The sequence below is a fragment of the Bradyrhizobium sp. 62 genome, from assembly GCF_023073035.1.
Taxonomy (GTDB): Bacteria; Pseudomonadota; Alphaproteobacteria; order Rhizobiales; family Xanthobacteraceae; genus Bradyrhizobium.
Genome location: NZ_JADPIT010000015.1, coordinates 423,718 through 441,906 on the forward strand (window position 1 = coordinate 423,718; position 18,189 = coordinate 441,906).

At 60.3% G+C, this 18,189-nt stretch carries 11 protein-coding genes; 3 read left to right on the top strand and 8 right to left on the bottom strand.

From position 1 onward, the window contains the following. Nucleotides 1-2 precede the first annotated feature (2 nt). A complete protein-coding gene (brxL, locus tag IVB47_RS12435; RefSeq protein WP_247461867.1) occupies nt 3-2,039 on the top strand; it encodes a protease Lon-related BREX system protein BrxL in 2,037 nt (678 codons plus the stop codon). A gap of 70 nt (nt 2,040-2,109) precedes the next feature. Here the strand turns inward: brxL and IVB47_RS12440 are convergent, their stop codons facing one another. From IVB47_RS12440 to IVB47_RS12455, 4 genes are all read right to left on the bottom strand, one after another. Next, the gene (locus IVB47_RS12440; RefSeq protein ID WP_247461880.1) at nt 2,110-3,672 is read right to left on the bottom strand and encodes a DUF2235 domain-containing protein; all 1,563 of its coding nucleotides are present in this window, start codon (nt 3,670-3,672) and stop codon (nt 2,110-2,112) included. Between the two features lie 10 nt (nt 3,673-3,682). Next, on the bottom strand, nt 3,683-5,041 hold the full coding sequence (locus IVB47_RS12445) for a cyclic GMP-AMP synthase DncV-like nucleotidyltransferase (RefSeq protein ID WP_247461882.1): 1,359 nt from the start codon (nt 5,039-5,041) through the stop codon (nt 3,683-3,685). Between the two features lie 13 nt (nt 5,042-5,054). After that, nucleotides 5,055-6,122, bottom strand: coding sequence for an SAVED domain-containing protein (locus IVB47_RS12450; RefSeq protein WP_247461884.1), 1,068 nt, complete (start codon nt 6,120-6,122; stop codon nt 5,055-5,057). A gap of 380 nt (nt 6,123-6,502) precedes the next feature. Next, a complete protein-coding gene (locus tag IVB47_RS12455) occupies nt 6,503-10,267 on the bottom strand; it encodes a vitamin B12-dependent ribonucleotide reductase (protein WP_247461886.1) in 3,765 nt (1,254 codons plus the stop codon). 777 nt (nt 10,268-11,044) lie between these two features. On the opposite strand from IVB47_RS12455, the gene IVB47_RS12460 reads away from it, so the two are divergent. After that, nucleotides 11,045-11,941, top strand: coding sequence for a DMT family transporter (locus IVB47_RS12460; protein ID WP_247461888.1), 897 nt, complete (start codon nt 11,045-11,047; stop codon nt 11,939-11,941). A 477-nt stretch (nt 11,942-12,418) separates the two neighbouring features. Here IVB47_RS12460 and IVB47_RS12465 read toward each other — a convergent pair whose 3' ends face one another. The 3 genes from IVB47_RS12465 to IVB47_RS12475 form a co-directional block, all read right to left on the bottom strand. Further along, a complete protein-coding gene (locus tag IVB47_RS12465) occupies nt 12,419-14,077 on the bottom strand; it encodes an ATP-binding protein (RefSeq protein ID WP_247461890.1) in 1,659 nt (552 codons plus the stop codon). An 89-nt stretch (nt 14,078-14,166) separates the two neighbouring features. Beyond that, nucleotides 14,167-15,324: an FIST N-terminal domain-containing protein gene (locus IVB47_RS12470; RefSeq protein WP_247461893.1), complete on the bottom strand. Its 1,158-nt coding sequence runs from the start codon at nt 15,322-15,324 to the stop codon at nt 14,167-14,169. Between the two features lie 378 nt (nt 15,325-15,702). Next, on the bottom strand, nt 15,703-16,437 hold the full coding sequence (locus tag IVB47_RS12475) for a sensor histidine kinase (protein WP_247461895.1): 735 nt from the start codon (nt 16,435-16,437) through the stop codon (nt 15,703-15,705). Nucleotides 16,438-16,623: 186 nt separating this feature from the next. On the opposite strand from IVB47_RS12475, the gene IVB47_RS12480 reads away from it, so the two are divergent. Then, nucleotides 16,624-16,899 carry a response regulator gene (locus tag IVB47_RS12480; protein WP_346730791.1) on the top strand — a complete coding sequence of 92 codons (276 nt, stop codon included), beginning with the start codon at nt 16,624-16,626 and terminating at the stop codon, nt 16,897-16,899. Nucleotides 16,900-17,617: 718 nt separating this feature from the next. Here IVB47_RS12480 and IVB47_RS12485 read toward each other — a convergent pair. Continuing rightward, nucleotides 17,618-18,189, bottom strand: a 572-nt coding sequence (locus IVB47_RS12485; RefSeq protein ID WP_247461897.1) for a response regulator, incomplete at its 5' end; no start/stop codon positions are given.

An 18,189-nucleotide genomic window follows, 5' to 3' on the forward strand; every position in this document is an offset into this window, starting at 1 on the left:
TAATGAGTAGCATTCCGTTGCGAGATTCCCTCGACGATAAGCTCAATCGAACCTTCGCCGGCAAGGTGGTCCGGAAGGACCTCGTCCGGAAGGTCAAGGTCGGCGCCAACGTCCCGGTGTTTGTCCTCGAGTTCCTGCTTGGCAAATACTGCGCCTCGTCCGACGAAATGGCGATCCAGATGGGGTTGCAGGTCGTCAACGACACTTTGGCCAACAACTACATCCGCGCCGACGAGTCGATGAAGGCTCAGAGCAAAGTGAAGGAGAAGGGCAACTGGACCTTCATCGACAAAATCAAAGTAAGGCTTGTCGACTCTGACTACTGGGCCGAGGTGAACAACTTCGGCAGCAAATTCGTGCACATCCAGAACCAGTACGTGCGGGACTACGAACGGCTGCTGACAGGCGGCATTTGGGCCCAGATCGACATGCGGTTCGAGTATGACGAGGAGGGCAAGGGCAAGAATCCTTTCTGGATCGAGAAGCTGACGCCCATCCAGATCGCAGCCTTCGATCTGGCGGAGTACCAGCGTCTCCGGAGCGAATTTACGACCGACGAATGGATCGATCTCATGCTGCGGAGCATGGGGTACGAGCCGGCGGAAATGACCAAGCGACTGAAGCTTCTGTTCCTGACGAGGCTCATCCCGCTGTGTGAGCGCAACTATAACTTGGTTGAGCTCGGACCGCGCGGGACGGGTAAGAGCTACGTGGTTCAGGAAGTGTCGCCCTACGCCGCCCTGATGACCGGCCCGACCACGGTCGCCAACCTGTTCGGACACATGGGCGGACGAGCCAAAGGCCTCGTTCAGATTTGGGATGTCGTTGGTTTCGACGAGGTTGCTGACCTGGAAAAGATGCCTAAGGAAGTCATCACCACGATGAAGACCTACTGCGAGTCCGGGTCGTTCCAGCGCGGCCAGGAAGCGGCATCGGGAGATGCCAGCATCGCTCTGTTCGGGAATACCCAACAGGCCATCGATATCATGGTGCAGACCGGCCACCTGTTCGAGCCGATGCCCGAAGTGATCCGGAATGACATGGCGTTCATCGACCGCCTGCATTTCTACCTGCCGGGCTGGGAAATTCCGAAAATGCGGAATGACCTGTTTACCGATCACTACGGCTTCGTTGTCGACTACCTGGCCGAAGCTTTGCGCGAGCTTCGCCGCCACAACTTCACGGAAATCAGCGACCGTCACTTCACCATGGGATCGCACCTGGTCACGCGCGACCGGAAGGCGGTCAAAAAGACCGTTTCAGGGTTGATGAAGATCATTCATCCGAACGGCGAGGCCACCCAGGCCGAGATTGCCGAACTCCTGGAGTTCGCCATGGAAGGGCGCCGGCGCGTGAAGGAGCAGCTCAAGAAGATGGGCTCCTTCGAATATTACCACACCTCCTTCAGCTACACCCTGAACGACACCGGCGAAGAGCGCTTCGTCGGCGTGCCGGAGCAGGGCGGACGCAACATGATTTCCGCCGACCCGCTCCCGCCAGGCAGCATCTACACCGCTTCCATTGGCGCTGATGGCACTGTCGGGATGTACCGTATCGAGGTTTCGGTAGCATCCGGATCCGGCAAGCTCAGGACGGCAGGCGGTATCAGCGGTGTCACAAAGGAATCGATTGGGCGGGCGTTCAGCTACATGCTGGCAAAGAAGGGCGAGCTTTCGATTGCGCGTGAACTGGACGTTTCCGACCTCCACGTCGAGGTAATCGATCTGATGAACAACCGCGTCGAGGGCGAGATCGGCCTGGGATTCTTCATCGCGGCGTTCTCCGCGCTGAAGAAGGCGCCGCCGGCCCCTGCAATGCTCGTTCTTGGAGATCTCAGCGTCCAGGGCAACATCAAAGGCCTTCGCTCGCTCGCCGAGCCTCTGCAGCTGGCGATGGACAATGGGGCAAAGCGGGCGCTGATCCCCTTGGAAAACAAGCGGAGCTTCCTCGAAGTCACCGGGGACGTTGTCGAGCATGTGGATCCGATCTTCTTCGGGGATCCGAAGACGGCGGCTTTCAAGGCGCTTGGCCTCAATTGAGCCCTCTAGACGGCGCCGGAGCCCTCCGAGACGAGGCGAGTTCGTCGATCCTGACGGCCCGCAGCGGCTCCTAAACCGCAGGCGCGGCGCTGGATCCGGACACGATCGCAGCCGGCGCGTACAATTGTTTGAAACCATTATGATTTCTGAGGGCCTCCGGCCTATACGGTCCCACCGAGGCGCATTGAACGACCGCGGGAAGCCCCGCCCGGGTCGTGACCGTGGGATCAACTCGAGCTTCCGGATCGATGACGCGAACCTTCGTCTCCCAGCCTTGGCCGGCGACAAGACGTTGCAGCCAGTCCCACTTCGGAAGCTTGGCGGCATAGGCCTCGAGCGTGTCCCGCATGCCGGCGACCTCGCAGTGCTGCACGCCGTCGGCAGCAGGAAAGATGTTGAGGGCGGGACCATCATCGCCGGTGTTCGGCAGCTTCTCGCCATTGACGAAAATCGGACCGGTCTTCAAGCCGTCCGGAACCGCAATCGCCTCCGCACACATCCAATGCAACGCAACGTCCGACAGCCGGGATTCCGGTTCGGGGTAGGATCCGCCGACGTCGGAATGGTTGCCGGCAAACCAATGCTGCGCCAGGCGGATATGGCCAGGAAAATGCGGTGCTCCTTCTTCGCCGCCGCCCCAGCCGACACGGTCGAAATCCTTCCGGGTTTCGTCAATCGCATTAGCCGCCCGGGCGAAAGCTACATGTCGGCTCAGCAGGCGGTCGAAGTTCTCCCCCTTCCAGATCGCCTGGTGAGACCGAGACTGACCTGGGACGGGGTAGTCTGTGATCGTCTTGGTGGTCGACTTGCTCTGCCAATACCAGAACGCGCCGTTGGCGATGGCCACCATGGCCAATTGGGCAAGAAAGCCAACGATCATGAAACCAGTGCCGAAGATCCAGGCACTCAACGCGGCAATCGCGAGCGCTGGTAGGAACCCGCCGATAAACGCCGCAAGCGAGACGCCGGCGGACAGCCCGGCTTGAATGGCGAGATACCGCATGCCTTTGGCGCCGAGCGCAGCGACGGTGTCGAACACCCCGATGAAGTAGGGCGCCACGTTGGTATCCGATCCGTCCCCGGAGCCGTACTTGATCTGGAAGCGACGCGCGAGTTCGACGCGTTCATCCTCGAACTGCGCGCGCGGGTGGCCGGCGCCATGTTCGAGGACGGTGTCAACGGCTTCCCAAGCGATGTCACGGACGGCCTTCCGGAACCGCATCATAGGGCCGGCGGGCGTCTTTGTGGGCACACCGCAAAGCATCAGCAGGTTCGCAAGGCTGCGGACCGTGTAAGCGCCACGGCTGAAGCCGAACAGGAATATCCGGTCGCCAGGCTGGTAGTGGTTTATGATGAATTCGTAGCAGTCGGCGATGTTGCGCTTGATGCCGGCGCCGGTTACCGAACCCAGCAGTTTCTGGACGAAGCGCACCGGAGCGGTGAGAGCGGTGGTGCCTACGTCGGTGCCGAGACCGGCGTCGTAGAAGACCACCTGCTGTGACGGTTCAATCGCCGTATCGGCATGATCCCGGGACATCCGATACATCTTGTAGATATTCGATATCCTTTGCTCCGGACGCGCGCCGCCGTCTTGGCCGGTGCCGTCTGAGTAAACGACGATGTTCTTCGGCATTTGACCCTCGCTAACGCTTCCACCACTTGCCCGGAGCAATCTTCACGATGTGCGAGGTTTCCGCCCACACTCTGCCGTCCTTCATGATCCTGCAGATCATGCGGTGAGATCCCTTGTAGGCAGTGCTCGTCCAATGCTCGTAGCTTTCGGACGGCTGTGTCTCCCAAGTCAGTTGATTGGCATCACCTGCCTCATCGCCGTGGTTGTCGACGTGCCAAACGATCTGGTAGGGCGCTGGGATGTTTGTAGAGGCGACTGTGAACCTGAGTGCTAGGTTCTTGGGCAGAACGGACGAGCCGCTCGCGTATTGCTTGTATGTTGATGCCCCCTGGCTGCGCGCCAGATCGCACTGGATTTTGACGAAGTATGCCGACGGAACAGAAGCTGCCAGGGTCTCGTCCAAAGCGACCTTCGCGACCTCCTTGCCACCCCAGAATTCGTGCACGAAGATCCAGTCCCAGGCGCCGCGGGCCTTTGTCCTGTCGCAATCGGCATCGAACAGCGGCGCGAGCTTACCGACGGCCATGTCCAACTGGGTTTTGAAGCGTTTGATCTGATTGAGGATCTCTGGATTTGCGGTAAATTCGCTACCATCAACGGGGTTGTCTACCCTGGTGTAACCGGCGAGCCGATTTCGAAGCGCGACGATGGTGTTGTAGAGCGCGACGTCATCGCGCTGGAAATCGGGGCGATAGCACTCGACGACGAGCGTTGAAACAATTAAGCCGCCCGGCAGGCTCCAGGACGGCCGCGACCGCGTGAACCACTTCAGGAAACGGACGATGCGTCGGAGTTGTCCGGGCTTAACGGTTGTGAGCATGCCGATCGCAGGACTATTAGTGTCAACCGCGGTCTTGAACCAATTATTGACGTCCAGCGGATTGCGCGCCTTCCATTCCGTGCTCGCGTGCTCGATGTTTTCCCTGCCGTATTCGTCGGTGTAAGTGCGAAAGATGGCGAAATCGATGTGGTAGCCTTCCGCGTACCAGACTGTGACCGCATTGGTCCGGGCGGTCGGCTCCTGTGTGAAGTTTGTGCACCGCTTGCAGAGCGCGTCTGCAACCCGCTGGCGTGCATTTTTCGGATCCTCCGGCAACGCGGACCGCTCGAACAGCAGCGCCACGTCGATGTCGTAGTCGTTGTCGTCGCGTGGATCCTGATTCAGCGTGTGCATTGCATATCCGCCCTGGTTCTTCCAGTCATATGGGTGCGGGCGTGGGCGCTTGGACTCCTCAGCCAGATCGTCGAGGCCGTTCTTCAATCGTGCGATGTTGAGGTCTCGATGGCCGGCAAGCTTGGCCCTGCGATCGACACCCAGGCGCACGTCCTCATCGTAGAAGGTTTGGAGATCGGCGCTCAAATCGAACATGGACTGGCCTCGGTCATGTGTTGATTGCCACCATGTCTTGCGGGCGGCCTTCCTTTGTGACCTCGACACCCCAGGCGTAGGCAGGCTTTGTGCTGGCCGTGTAGTTGTAGACAAACACTGGATTGTGGATGGTTTTGCTGATGCGCCGCCCGAGACTGAAGCCGACGCTGACGGGACCAGCGTAAAATACGTGAACGATCAAATTCTTCGGAAGCTCGTCGTGAATTTCGTCCAGAACCTTCCGGAAGGCACTGACCAGCGCCTCGACCTGCTTGTAATGGGTGACCTTGTCGATCCCGGGCTTGCCGACCGAGATCGAATAATCCCGATACGGCCCCGCTACCACCTCTGAAGGCTCCGAAGGAGAAACCGCGTAGCTGACGGCAATTCGGACAACGCATGCGATCGGCGAGGGCGGATCGGCCACCCGCTTCACCGTGACGTCCAGCTCGGGGCCCTCTCCCTCTTGAAGTTCGCGCCATGTGCTGGTTTCGCGGTGGAGCTCGAAGAGACTCACTTCGGGAAACGTCGAGACGCTACAGCCGGCAAGAAACTGCAGGGGGATGTGGACGATACCATAATATCCCAAGGCCGCAGTTGAATCGGCTTTCCGGATGGCAGCCACGTCCTGGGCGAGCCGTTGCTGCTGTCGCACCGCTCCTATGGGGTCGAACGCACCGCCTGATAGAAAGTTAGATTGGTCGCACTCGAGCGTGCTCATTTTGCGTTTGCGCATCTGGCGCGGCAAGGCATCGCTCGGGAGTGGGCTGGTGAGCGGCTGAAACGATTGGTGACGGATGGCGATGAACTGGCCTGGCGGCTTCAGGGAAGCAGTCAGAAGCCCTACCAGAAACACCACGACTCCCAACACGGCAAAGACCGCACCTACCCACCATGGGGCATCGAGAGAGAGCCCCAAGCTGTAGGTTTTGTTGAGGTAGCTCAGAGCGGCGTCACGCCACCCAGGCGCCATCAACGCCACGCCAACGATCACCTGGGGCAGGGCTATTTTGCCGTATAGCGGGACATCGTGCTCTCGACCGAGGAAGAAGCCTGTGACGAACCTCCAAATACGGCTCATTGAAAGCAGGCCTCCATACAGCTTGATGCGACGCTTGCAACCACAATCATGGACTTTCGTCTTCAGGTTGATTCACGATTCGTTCGATTGGGCATTTCGCGGCGAAGCCGAAGCTCACCGCGAACCTTCTTTAATTTCGCTCAGCGCCGGCGTCGCCGAGTGGGGGACGTACTTGTACGGGACGTACTTTGCCCGTCGCTGCAGGGACGTCCTTTGCTCGGCGCCGCATCCTAGCGGCGATTTTGCCCTTTACCCCCCGTTTTGTGGACTTGACGAGAAACCCGCAATTTTCGCGGGTTTCTCGATGATCGCGGGCCTCAGAACAAAAATCGCGGGCTTTCTTTCGTGTGAACGAGACTTTACGTCGTCGTGTCGAAAACTTACGAACACCCCGTCGTGCTGCCGCAAGTATCGCACTTCATGCAGGTCCCATTCCGCACCAGCGTGAAGTTGCCGCACTCCGAGCACATCTCGCCTTCGTAGCCTTTTGCCTTCGCTTCCGCGCGGCGTTCGGCCTTGGAGGGCACCATGGTCTGCGCGGTGCCGGACTTGCTCCACTGCAGGGCTTCGAGCTTCTCGGTGGGCGAAAGGTCGTGGGCCACGTCCTGCTTCAGCGCGACCGCGCCTTCCAGGACGTCGCCGGCACGGCCTGCGCCGTGCGAGGCCAGCGAGGTGACCTTGCTGCCGCCTGATGGTGCGCTGTCGTTGCCTTGCGCGACCGCGGTCGAGCCGCCGCGCATCACCACGAGGTTGTCGGTGCGGGAGCGGGTGAGGCCGCGCGACACCAGCTTGGAGGCGCGCTGGCCGTGATCGTCGGGCTCCTTGCCTTCCTCGACGCCCTTGCCGAGCACGTCGAACCCGGTCTCGCTGGGATCGACATGGGCGAGGTCGAAGCGGCTGAGATAGCTCACCGCCAGTTCGCGGAAGACGTAGTCGAGGATCGAGGTCGCGTACTTGATGCTGTCGTTGCCCTGCACGGGGCCCGCCGGCTCGAAGCGGGTGAAGGTGAAGGCGTCGACATATTCGTCGAGCGGCACGCCGTACTGGAGGCCCAGCGACACCGCGATGGCGAAGTTGTTGATGAAGGAGCGCAGTGCCGCGCCTTCCTTGTGCATGTCGATGAAGATCTCGCCGATGCGGCCGTCGTCATATTCGCCGGTGCGCAAGTAGACCTTGTGTCCGCCGACGACCGCCTTCTGGGTGTAGCCCTTGCGACGATCCGGCATCTTCTCGCGCTCGCGCATCACGATGATGCGCTCGACCAGCTTCTCGACGATCTTTTCCGAGACCTGGGCGGTACGTGCCGCCATCGGCTTGTCGTAGAGATGCTCGATCGCATCGTCCTCGTCCTCATCGTCGCTGATGAGCTGCGAGTTGAGCGGCTGGGACAGCTTCGAGCCGTCGCGATAGAGCGCGTTGGCCTTGAGCGCCAGCTTCCACGACAGCATGTAGGCGGACTTGCAGTCCTCCACGGTCGCGTCGTTCGGCATGTTGATGGTCTTGGAGATCGCACCCGAGATGAAGGGCTGCGCCGCCGACATCATGCGGATGTGGCTCTCGACCGACAGATAGCGCTTGCCGACCTTGCCGCAGGGGTTGGCGCAGTCGAACACCGGATAGTGCTCGGCCTTGAGGTGCGGAGCACCTTCCACCGTCATCGCGCCGCAGATGTGGACGTTGGCCGCCTCGATCTCGCGCTTGGTGAAGCCCACGGCCTGGAGCAGGTCGAAGCCGGGGGTCGCGATCGCCTCGGCGCCGATGCCGAGCTGGTCGCGGATGAAGTCTTCGCCGAAGGTCCATTTGTTGAAGGCGAACTTGATGTCGAACGCGGTCGGCAGCGCCTTCTCGACCTTGGCGATGGCCTCGTCGGTGAAACCCTTGGCCTTCAGCGTCGAGGCGTTGATGCCGGGGGCGTTGGAGAGCGAGCCGTGGCCGACGGCGTAGGCCTCGATCTCCGCGATCTCGCTCTCGCGATAGCCGAGCGCGCGCAGCGCTGCGGGGACCGCGCGGTTGATGATCTTGAAGTAGCCGCCGCCGGCGAGCTTCTTGAATTTCACCAGGGCGAAGTCGGGCTCGATGCCGGTGGTGTCGCAATCCATGACCAGGCCGATCGTGCCGGTCGGCGCGATCACCGTGGTCTGGGCGTTGCGATAGCCGTGCTTCTCGCCGAGCTCGAGCGCCGCATCCCAGGCGGCCTGCGCATGGGTGACGAGGTCGGTCTGCGGGCAGGACACCAGGTCCATCGGCACCGGATTGACGCTCAGCCCTTCGTAGCCGTTGGACTGGCCATGGGCGGCGCGGCGGTGGTTGCGGATCACGCGCAGCATGTGCGCGGCGTTCTTCTTGTAGCCGGGGAAGGTGCCGAGCTCGGACGCCATCTCGGCCGAGGTCTTGTAGGTGATGCCGGTCATGATCGCGGTCAGCGCGCCGGCGATGGCGCGGCCTTCCTTGGAGTCATAAGACAGACCCATGGTCATCAAGAGGCCGCCGATATTGGCATAGCCGAGGCCGAGCGTGCGGAACTCGTAGGAGAGCTCGGCGATCGACTTCGACGGGAACTGGGCCATCATCACCGAGATTTCGAGCACGATGGTCCAGAGCCGGCAGAGGTGCTCGTAGCCCTCGACGTCGAAACGCTTGGACGGGATGTCGTAGAACGTCAGCAGGTTGGCGGAGGCAAGATTGCACGCCGTGTCGTCCAGGAACATGTATTCCGAGCACGGATTGGAGGCGCGGATGTCGCCGGACGCCTTGCAGGTGTGCCAGTCGTTCATGGTGGTGTTGAAGTGCAGGCCGGGGTCGGCCGACGCCCAGGCGGCGTAACCAATTTTTTCCCAGAGGTCGCGCGCCTTCAGCGTCTTGGTGACCTTCTTGGTGGTGCGGCCCACGAGATTCCAGTCGCCGTCGGTCTCGACCGCGCGCAGGAAGTCGTCCTTCAGCGAGACCGAATTGTTGGAGTTCTGGCCGGACACCGTGAGATAGGCTTCCGAATCCCAGTCGGTGTCGTAGACGTCGAACTGGATGTCCTTGTAGCCTTGCTTTGCAAACTGGATGACGCGCTTGATGTAATTGTCAGGCACCAGCGAGCGACGGGCCAGCTTGATCTCGCGGCGGAGCGCCGGGTTCTTCTCGGGATCGAAGCAATCGTCGCCCGAGCCTTCGCAATTGACGCAGGCCTTGAGCACGGCCTTGAGGTGCTTCTGGTTGATCTTGGATCCGGTGACGAGAGCCGCGACCTTCTGCTCCTCCTTCACCTTCCAGTCGATATAGGTCTCGATGTCGGGGTGATCGACGTCAACGACGACCATCTTGGCGGCGCGGCGCGTGGTGCCGCCCGACTTGATCGCGCCCGCCGCGCGGTCGCCGATCTTGAGGAAGCTCATCAGGCCGGACGAGCGGCCGCCGCCGGAGAGGCGTTCGCCTTCGCCGCGCAGGCGCGAGAAGTTGGAGCCGGTGCCGGAGCCGTATTTGAACAGGCGGGCTTCGCGGACCCAGAGGTCCATGATGCCGCCCTCGTTGACGAGGTCGTCACCGACGCCCTGGATGAAGCAGGCGTGCGGCTGCGGATGCTCGTAGGAGGATTTCGACCGGGTCAGCTTGCCGGTGAAGGGGTCGACGTAATAATGGCCCTGGCCGGGGCCGTCGATGCCATAGGCCCAGTGCAGTCCGGTATTGAACCATTGCGGCGAGTTCGGCGCGACCATCTGCATGGTCAGCATGTAGCGGAGCTCGTCGTAGAAGGTCTGGGCGTCCTCGTCGGAGGAGAAGTAATTGCCCTTCCAGCCCCAATAGGTCCAGCAGCCGGCGAGACGGTCGAATACCTGCTTAGCCGAGAGCTCGCTGACGAAGCGCTCTTTCTCGGGCAGGAGGGCAAGCGCCTCGGTGTCGGGCACGGAGCGCCACAGGAAGGAGGGGACGGACTCTTCCTCGACCTTCTTCAGGCGCGCGGCAACGCCGGCCTTGCGGAAGTACTTCTGGGCCAGGACGTCGGAGGCGACCTGCGACCACGCGGTCGGCACCTCGACGTTCTCGAGCTTGAACACGACAGAGCCGTCGGGATTCCTGATCTCCGACGTGGTCAGCCGGAAATCGATGCCGGCGTAAGGTGACTGTCCCGAAGTGGTGTGGCGCCGCTCAATCCGCATGGTCTTGCCCCGTCCTATCTTTGACCGAACCGCCTCCGTTCAGGCGTGCCGGGTCATCATTTCATTTCGCGGTGCTTGAGGGCGGTCGGGCCCTTGGCATCGCAGTTCAGCCGGTAGACCCGGCCCGTTTTCTCCCGACGCGATTGCTCGATGCGCGCACCGATCATCCGCCGGCACGTCCAGACCCATCCGCCCCAAAGGGATGAGCCCGACATGCGTTCAACGCCCCACACATCAAGTCTTCAACCACTGCACGTCTTCAACCATTGCCATCCGGGCCTGTTTCCAGCCCGTTCAGGCGCCCGAAAAGTCCGCTCTCGCCGGGCAGACAAGCCCGTATCCCGCTGCCCTTGTCTGGCTTGGCGGAGTGCTGTTTTGCAGACCCTTTGGGGGAGTGCCGGCGGGACGCAAACACACTCGCGCCGAACGGATCGAAAACTAGGACTCTCCGTTACTCCCGTCAAGAACTAGTGCGAGTTCCTGAATCAAATACTAAATATGGTGGATTGTGGGGGATAACAGGGGGCAGGCCCGCGCCTGTTGTTGAGCCAAGTATCAGTGAGTCCTCAGGGATTCCCAACCGAAAAAATTTGCATCTTGTAGTGCCGGCGAGGCTTCACCCCGCTGTTCACAGGGGAGGTATATTTTTAACCCGCGGGCTTGCCTCCGGGGGACTCACGTAGGGCTACGGAAGGTGAGGGCAGGCATGCCCGCCGGGGTGCTGGTGGGAGGCCCGAATCCGCGCCAAGCTGCCCTCGATTTTGCCGGACTACCCACATGCTTGATTCGACTCGGCCGGTGCTGCGAGCGCGCATCGCCCCGGCCGGCCTGATGTTCCTCGCCATCACCTCGGTAGGCTGGGGTTTCAACTGGCCGGTGACGAAATTCCTGCTCTCCGAGCTGCCGCCGCTGACCCTGCGCGGGGTCACCGGCGTGCTCGGCGCGGTGCTGCTGGCGGCGTTGGCGCTGATCCGCGCTGACAGCCTCAGGGTCCCGCGCGAGATCTGGCCGCGCCTCGTGACCGCCGCGATCCTCAACGTGACCGGCTGGATGGTGCTGATGGGTCTGGCGCTGCTGTGGCTGCCGGCCAGCGAAGCGGCGCTGATCGCCTACACCATGCCGGTCTGGGCCTCGCTGATCGCCTGGCCGGTGCTGGGCGAGCGGCCGACCTTGTTGCGGACCATCGCACTGGTGATGGCCTTTGCCGGCCTTGCCTCGATCATGGGCGGCAACGGCTTTGCCGCCACCGCGGACAAGCTGCCGGGCATCGTCATGGCGCTGTGCGGCGCGATCGGCTTCGCCGCCGGCACGGTGTTTTCGAAGAAGTACCCGATCCGCCTGCCGCCGATCACGGCCGCGGCCTGGCAGATCGGGATCGGCTGCCTACCCATCACGATCATCGGCCTCGCCATCGAGACCACGCATCTGGAGCGGGTGACGCCGATCGGATGGTGGCTCCTGGTCTATTCGACCGTGGTGCAGTTCTGCATCGCCTATGTCAGCTGGTTCGCAGCCCTCGCGCGCCTGCCGGCCTCCGTCGCCGCGATCGGCACGATGGCGGTGCCTGTGATTGGCGTGGTGGCGTCCGCGATTGCGCTCGGCGAGCCGTTGGGTGCGGGGCAGATTGCGGCGCTGATCTTCACGCTGGCGGCCGTGGTGCTGGCGACGCGGTAGGGCGTGTATTCATGAGCGGCTGGCCGCCTGGACTTCCGGTTTATCGTCAACATCGGCCGGAGAGCGGAAGGTCTCCGAGGTCGCCGATGGGCCCAGAAGCAGACATACGAGACGGCCAGCTCGTCGCGTCCGCCGGAGTTGTTGAGCAAGCAACATTAGCGGTTGCGCTTACTTCGGCGGCTCGACAAGCACACGGTCCACTAGGTCGTGCACGATCACTCGCACCACGTGAGGGATGTCTGCTACGGGTCGGCAGCGGCCAGCCTCTCGATATTGACGCGGCACGTGCGGACGCGGCCGACCTTTTCTGAACTGATCAGACCGTCCTGCTCAAGGACCCGGAGATGTTTCATGAGGTCGGCGGTCCCATACCGAAGGGCTCCGCTAGTTCCGCTTCGATCTGATGATCGCTTGAGCATTTCCGCTGTTCTGCAACAAGCAGACATGTTCTCCTCAGTGGCGCTTACCCGCCTGGCGTCATCTCTCATCGAGAATCTTCCGTACTTTCTCGGCCAGCGCGCGAAACGTAAACGGCTTGCTCAACAAGTTGACCCCCGCATCAAGTCGGCCGTTGTGGACTATTGCGTTGCGCGTGTAACCCGTAGTGAACAACACCTTGATCGTCGGATGGAGCCCTCTAGCGTGATCTGCGATATTTTTTCCGCTCAGATTATCCGGCAGCACCACGTCGGTGAAAAGTAAATCGATGGTCCGAGACGATTCAAGAAAGCCGATTGCAGATGCCGCATCCGCCGCTTCAAAGACTTGATATCCGAGGTCACGGAGCACTCCGGATGAATAGGCACGCAAATCGTCATGATCTTCCACAACTAAGATAGCCTCATTCCCCCGCAACATTGTTGCAGCCGGCAGGATGCGATTTACCTGCTCGTCGGGGTCTGTCTGGGATCGAGGAAGATAGAGCTTGACCGTCGTGCCATGACCTAATTCGCTATAAATCCTGATGTGCCCACCCGTTTGTCGCACGAAACCGTAGACTTGGCTCAAGCCCAGGCCGGTGCCTTTGCCGACCTCCTTTGTGGTGAAAAATGGCTCGAATACGCGGTCTACGGTAGCCGTATCCATTCCGCTTCCAGTGTCTGTGACGGCGACCAAAACGTACTGGCCTGAAGGCACGGGTTCTGGCAGCGCACTAACATACTCATCGTCCAACCATGTATTGCCGGTCTCGATTGTAAGTCGTCCGCCGCCGGGCATTGCATCGCGGGCATTCACAGCAAGATTAAGGATCGCATGTTCCAGCTCTGACGCGTCAGCCAAGGCGCTCCACAAACCGGCGTTCCCTACGATTTCAAGCCGGACTTGTTCTCCCAATGTGCTGTAAAGTAATTCCGTCATTCCCGCGAGCAGGCGATCGACATCAATTGACTTTGGATCGAGCGGTTGGCGGCGCGAAAATGCCAACAATCGCGCGGTAAGCGTCGCCGCTCGCTGCGATGCGTGATGCGCCATTGCTTGCGCACGCATGATCCGCGCAAGCTGTGGTGCATCGGACATACTTGCAATTTGCCGGCCGATCGTCTCAAGGCCTCCCATTATCACTGTCAGCAAGTTGTTAAAGTCATGCGCAACCCCGCCGGTAAGCTGACCGATGGCTTCCAACTTCTGCGCCTGACGCAGCGCTGCTTCCGCCTCATTCCGGCGCGCAATTTCATCCGCTACACGCTGTTCAAGGGTGGCATTCAGCTGCTGAAGTCTCAGGGACGTCGCCGATACATCTTTACGCGCGCCATCAAGCGCTTTAGCGAGATGCGTCGCATGAGTCGCCGCCTCCCTGGCGGAACGCTCGCGTGCCAGCGCTATATGAACCCTTGCCTCGGCTTTAAGCAATTCGATTAGTAGCGGAAGTCCCGGCTCGATATCATTCCAACGGACACACAAATTCCTGCCGATAAACATCAAAATTGCGGCAGGGTCTGCACGAGACACTGCCGGAACGAGCGTGTTTGGACCAGGAAACGCCACCTCTCCAGAGAACTCGCAGCAGCGCGACGCTTGGTCTAAAAATGAGCGCCAAAACGGGCCGCCAGGCAGACGCTGATGAAATCCCTGAGCTGGCGCAAAATTGCCCGTTTCCTCATCTTTCAAGAAGACAAGAAATGCTTCGCCTCCCATTTCCCTAGCCAGGCGGGCCGAGGCTTCCTGTCTAAGGCTGGGGTTGGCAAAGCCATTCAGAAGGCGCGCCCCATCATCGTGCAAGTGATCTACTCAGGAAATACGCAGACCACTGCGGTGCAATTGTGAAAGCCACTGAACTGGCCTTCCGCCCGCGCGATCTGACCGTGGGTATTACACCCCGTCAGCGGAACGTCGGAAAATCTTTCCTGCAAGCTGGCCAGCTCTAAGCCGAACTCGTCGCCCATCCGCAGCCTGGTAGCGACGCAGTCAAAGAAAAGGGCTGCGGCTGGAGGCCCGCCTAATGCAGACAGGGCAGCATTTGAAGCCACCTTCGCGGCAGCGACCGCCGATTCTGTACTGGTCCTCATGATTTTTACAACCGACCCGGGGGGGACCTCAGCGGCGCATAGAACTGCTCCCTCTGCGTCGACTGCCAGGGGCACCCGCAAGCGATGCTCGACTCCTGTCTCCACTCCAATAATATTATGCAGGAAGAATGGTAGCGGGTCTTTCCTATCCAAGTTCTGAGCCGTTTCTCTGGCGTGTTCTTCGAATGCTTCGATAGCAGGGAAGCCATCAAGACTGATCACCCGCATTCCGTCGCTTGCCGTTACGCGATAGGCCTTTGAAGCGGGTCGCCAGCCGTGACTAACGCCCACCCCCAATGGCTTCGAAGAAAGAATTTCCAGGGCGACCGCGGCGTCGGACAAGACTTCGTCACCACAAAATGCCGTTGTCTTTTGGAATTGAGCGTTGTCCCCCGCGCCTCCACCAAAGAATTGATATTGACCGGCTGTAGCTAATGTCAGCTGATCCACCAAGATATCAGCGTGTCCGGCTAGAGCGTCAGCCAAAACGAGAGCGGATCGAAACGGAAACTGGCCGGGCGGGGTGGGTGTAAACTTGGAAACTATCTCTTGGGCTGCCGCAGCGGGATCGCGCGCGAGGTTATGCCCGATACTGGATGAAAAGACTACGTCTTCTCCTACAAGTCCCATTGCGCAGACTAAGCCTTGCCCGCTCGTCACGTTCGTAAACTCACCTGCAGACGAGGCACCGACAACTATAGTCTCGGGCAACTCCCTCTTGATGGCCGAAAGCAACGCTTGGTGATCATGCTGGGGAGCTGCAAATATGACCAAAGCACCGGGCGATCTTGTTAGGGATTTTTGCACTTCAGAAGCCAAGTACTGGCCTGCGGTCGCGCTATCCCGCAAATCGGTTGAAACTACTGATGCCCTCATACCCCCCCCAAAAAACGTGAACGGTCGTAAACGGCGAGGAGGGGAAATGGTTCCAAATGGCGGTCCACTGGGACGGCGAGGGATATCGTAGCATCACGTTGAAAGCTCGGGCATTCGGAGGGTGAGTTATAAGTGCCAGGTCAGACTTCGAGGAATCAATGGGTAAGGTGCGTTTTCCAGAGAACGCAGGGCGGCGTTATGAAGTAAAATGAAGTTAGGTGCCAGTTCCGTGTTCGCGTGACCTGTGAATGCGCGCACCGTGGGGAAGGCATGATCGGAGCGGCTGCTTTCAGCGCCACGGCAACCGGATGCTGGCGACTTCACCGGCGCTGTTTCGCTGCGAGTATTTGGGGACAAGCCGAGCGGTCCAACCACGCTCTAGTCGACTGCCCCTATAATCGTTTCTTGAAGCGAGCTTAGGGGAATGTTGATGTCGCAAACGACTCCGGTCGACTCGAACAGCAATCGAGCCTCCCCTTTAAGCTGGCCGGGCAAAGCCGTCTGAATGAAACGGCTACCAAAATTCTTTTTGGTTGGTTCGACAACCGGCGGTCCACCGCGTTCGCGCCATTCGAGATGAAAGCGTTGATTTTCCGCGTCAATAGACCAAGTGATGGCGACCCGCCCCTCAGCAACTGAGAGCGCGCCATATTTCAACGCATTGGTGCTTAGCTCGTGAATTATCATAGACAACGCGACTGCAGGTCCGGAAGACACGGCGACGTTGTTGCCCTCAATAGTGAATTGCTCGAACCCTTTGGTCTGAAATGCTCTGATCGCGTTCTCGATCAGCGTTCGGCAACCCGCCCCGGTCCAGCTTTCTTGAATCAAGAGATCATGAGATACGCCGAGCGCGCTCATCCGCTCGGCGATGGTCTTGGCCGCCGCGTCAATAGACGAAGCGTCGCGTAGGCTTTGAGCCGCAATTGCGGATGCAATTGCGAGCATGTTCTTTACGCGATGGTGGAGTTCCTCGATAAGAACGGTTTGTAGCTTTGCGGCAGCGACGTGAGCGTTCGCTTGAACGCCTGCTTTCAAAAGAAGGTCGCGAAGCAAGTCGTTTTCGTTCTTAACTTCTCGCATGCGCTGATCGGACTCGCTCAAAGCATTCATTTCATGTCACTCCGGCGAACGGTACTTGGACGACAATATCCGACAACCTTCAATCGATTCAAGGTTGGTCTATATTCGGGAGCCGACGGAACCCTTCCATCATCAAGCGATCAGGATGCATCATCGCATCATTGCAGGCATCCCGGTGATTGGAGCCCTTTAGAGGCTCACGCCATGGGAGGGGTCATGCAGTCACGGCTCGTGGTGCTTGTCGTTAAAGATGAGCCATTGTTGATGATGATGGCTGCTGAAGTAATTACCGAGTTAGGCTTCGAGGTCATCGAAGCGCGGCACGCTGACCAAGCAATCGCCATTTTGGAAAAGCGCTCGGACGTCCACGTTGTGTTTTCCGACGTTCACATGCCCGGCTCGATGGATGGTTTGAAGTTGGCGCATTACGTTCGCCGCCGCTGGCCACCGGTCAAAATTCTCACCACATCGGGGAAAGCACGGTTTGCGTAGAGGAACTGCCAATTGGTGGGCGGTTCATGCCCAAACCCTACACCGCGGCTGACCTTGGGACCGCTCTGCGCGAAATCATCGCAGCGTAGCGGAGGCCAGGGACCAACGCAGCCAAACATCTGTAGCGTCTCTCGGGCTCGACAGCGGCTCGAACGGGAAACGTCGATGCGCCCCCGCAATGATGACGACACCGCTCGTATCGCCCCGGTTCCACCAAGTCCGCAATGCATTGAGGCCCACCTCACGCTCGCCCCTGAATCGACAGCCCGATTCTAAGCGGAAAAAGGGCTTCATCGAGAAGGAGCCAAATCGGATGACTGAGCACTGAGTTCTTGCACGCCGCGAGTCCGTTGTGGGTCACAAGCTGCCGATCACGCCCACGGTGGGAGCTTCCGCGTTGTCTTGGTAAGCCGACGTTTATGTACACGTCCTAGCCGAGAGCGGCTTTCGGGGTTCGGCTCGACGCCGGGCCAAGAGCAGGTCAGGAACTCGCGGAGGCGTTGCAAATTAGTTCTGTCGGCCGGACTGAGTGCCCCTATCGATACGGTTATGGCGAGCGAGCGCAATACATTCCTCGGCGTCGCGGCGTGCGACCTTGCCCTGCCTGTTCCCCTTGCTCTTGGCGAAGCCGACATCGTCATCGGAGCTGCCGACGCCACGCGATCTGCGCAGCGCGGATCATCTGCAACGCCATCGGACATATCGCCAAGCAGAAACTCTAGCCGGCCACCCCGCCACCGAGCGCCTTCCTGATCATCTCGGCGAGCTGGTTGCGGCGGTAGGGTTTTGTCAGAAGCATGACGCCGTCGTCGAGCTTGCCGTGGTGGACGATGGCGTTGTCGGTGTAGCCGGAGGTGTAGAGCACCTTCACCCCGGGGCGGATCGTCGCCACCTTGTCGGCGAGGTCGCGCCCGCTCATGCCGCCGGGGATGACCACGTCGGTGAACAGCAGATCGAACGGCTGGCCGGCCTGGATCAATTCGAGCGCGGCCTTGCCGTCGGGCGCGGCGACGGTCTGGTAGCCGAGGCTCTGGAGCTGCACGGTGACGAAGTTGCGCACCAGCGGATCATCCTCGACCACGAAAATGGTCTCTGCGCCGCCTTCCGCCTGCGGCGTGGTGGTGGGAGCCACCTCGGCCATGCCTTCGCCCGGCGGCAGATAGAGCTTGATCGTGGTGCCGTGGCCTTCCTCGCTGTAGATCTTGATGTGGCCGCCGGACTGCTTGACGAAGCCGTAGACCATGGAAAGGCCGAGGCCGCTTCCCTTGCCGACCTCCTTGGTGGTGAAGA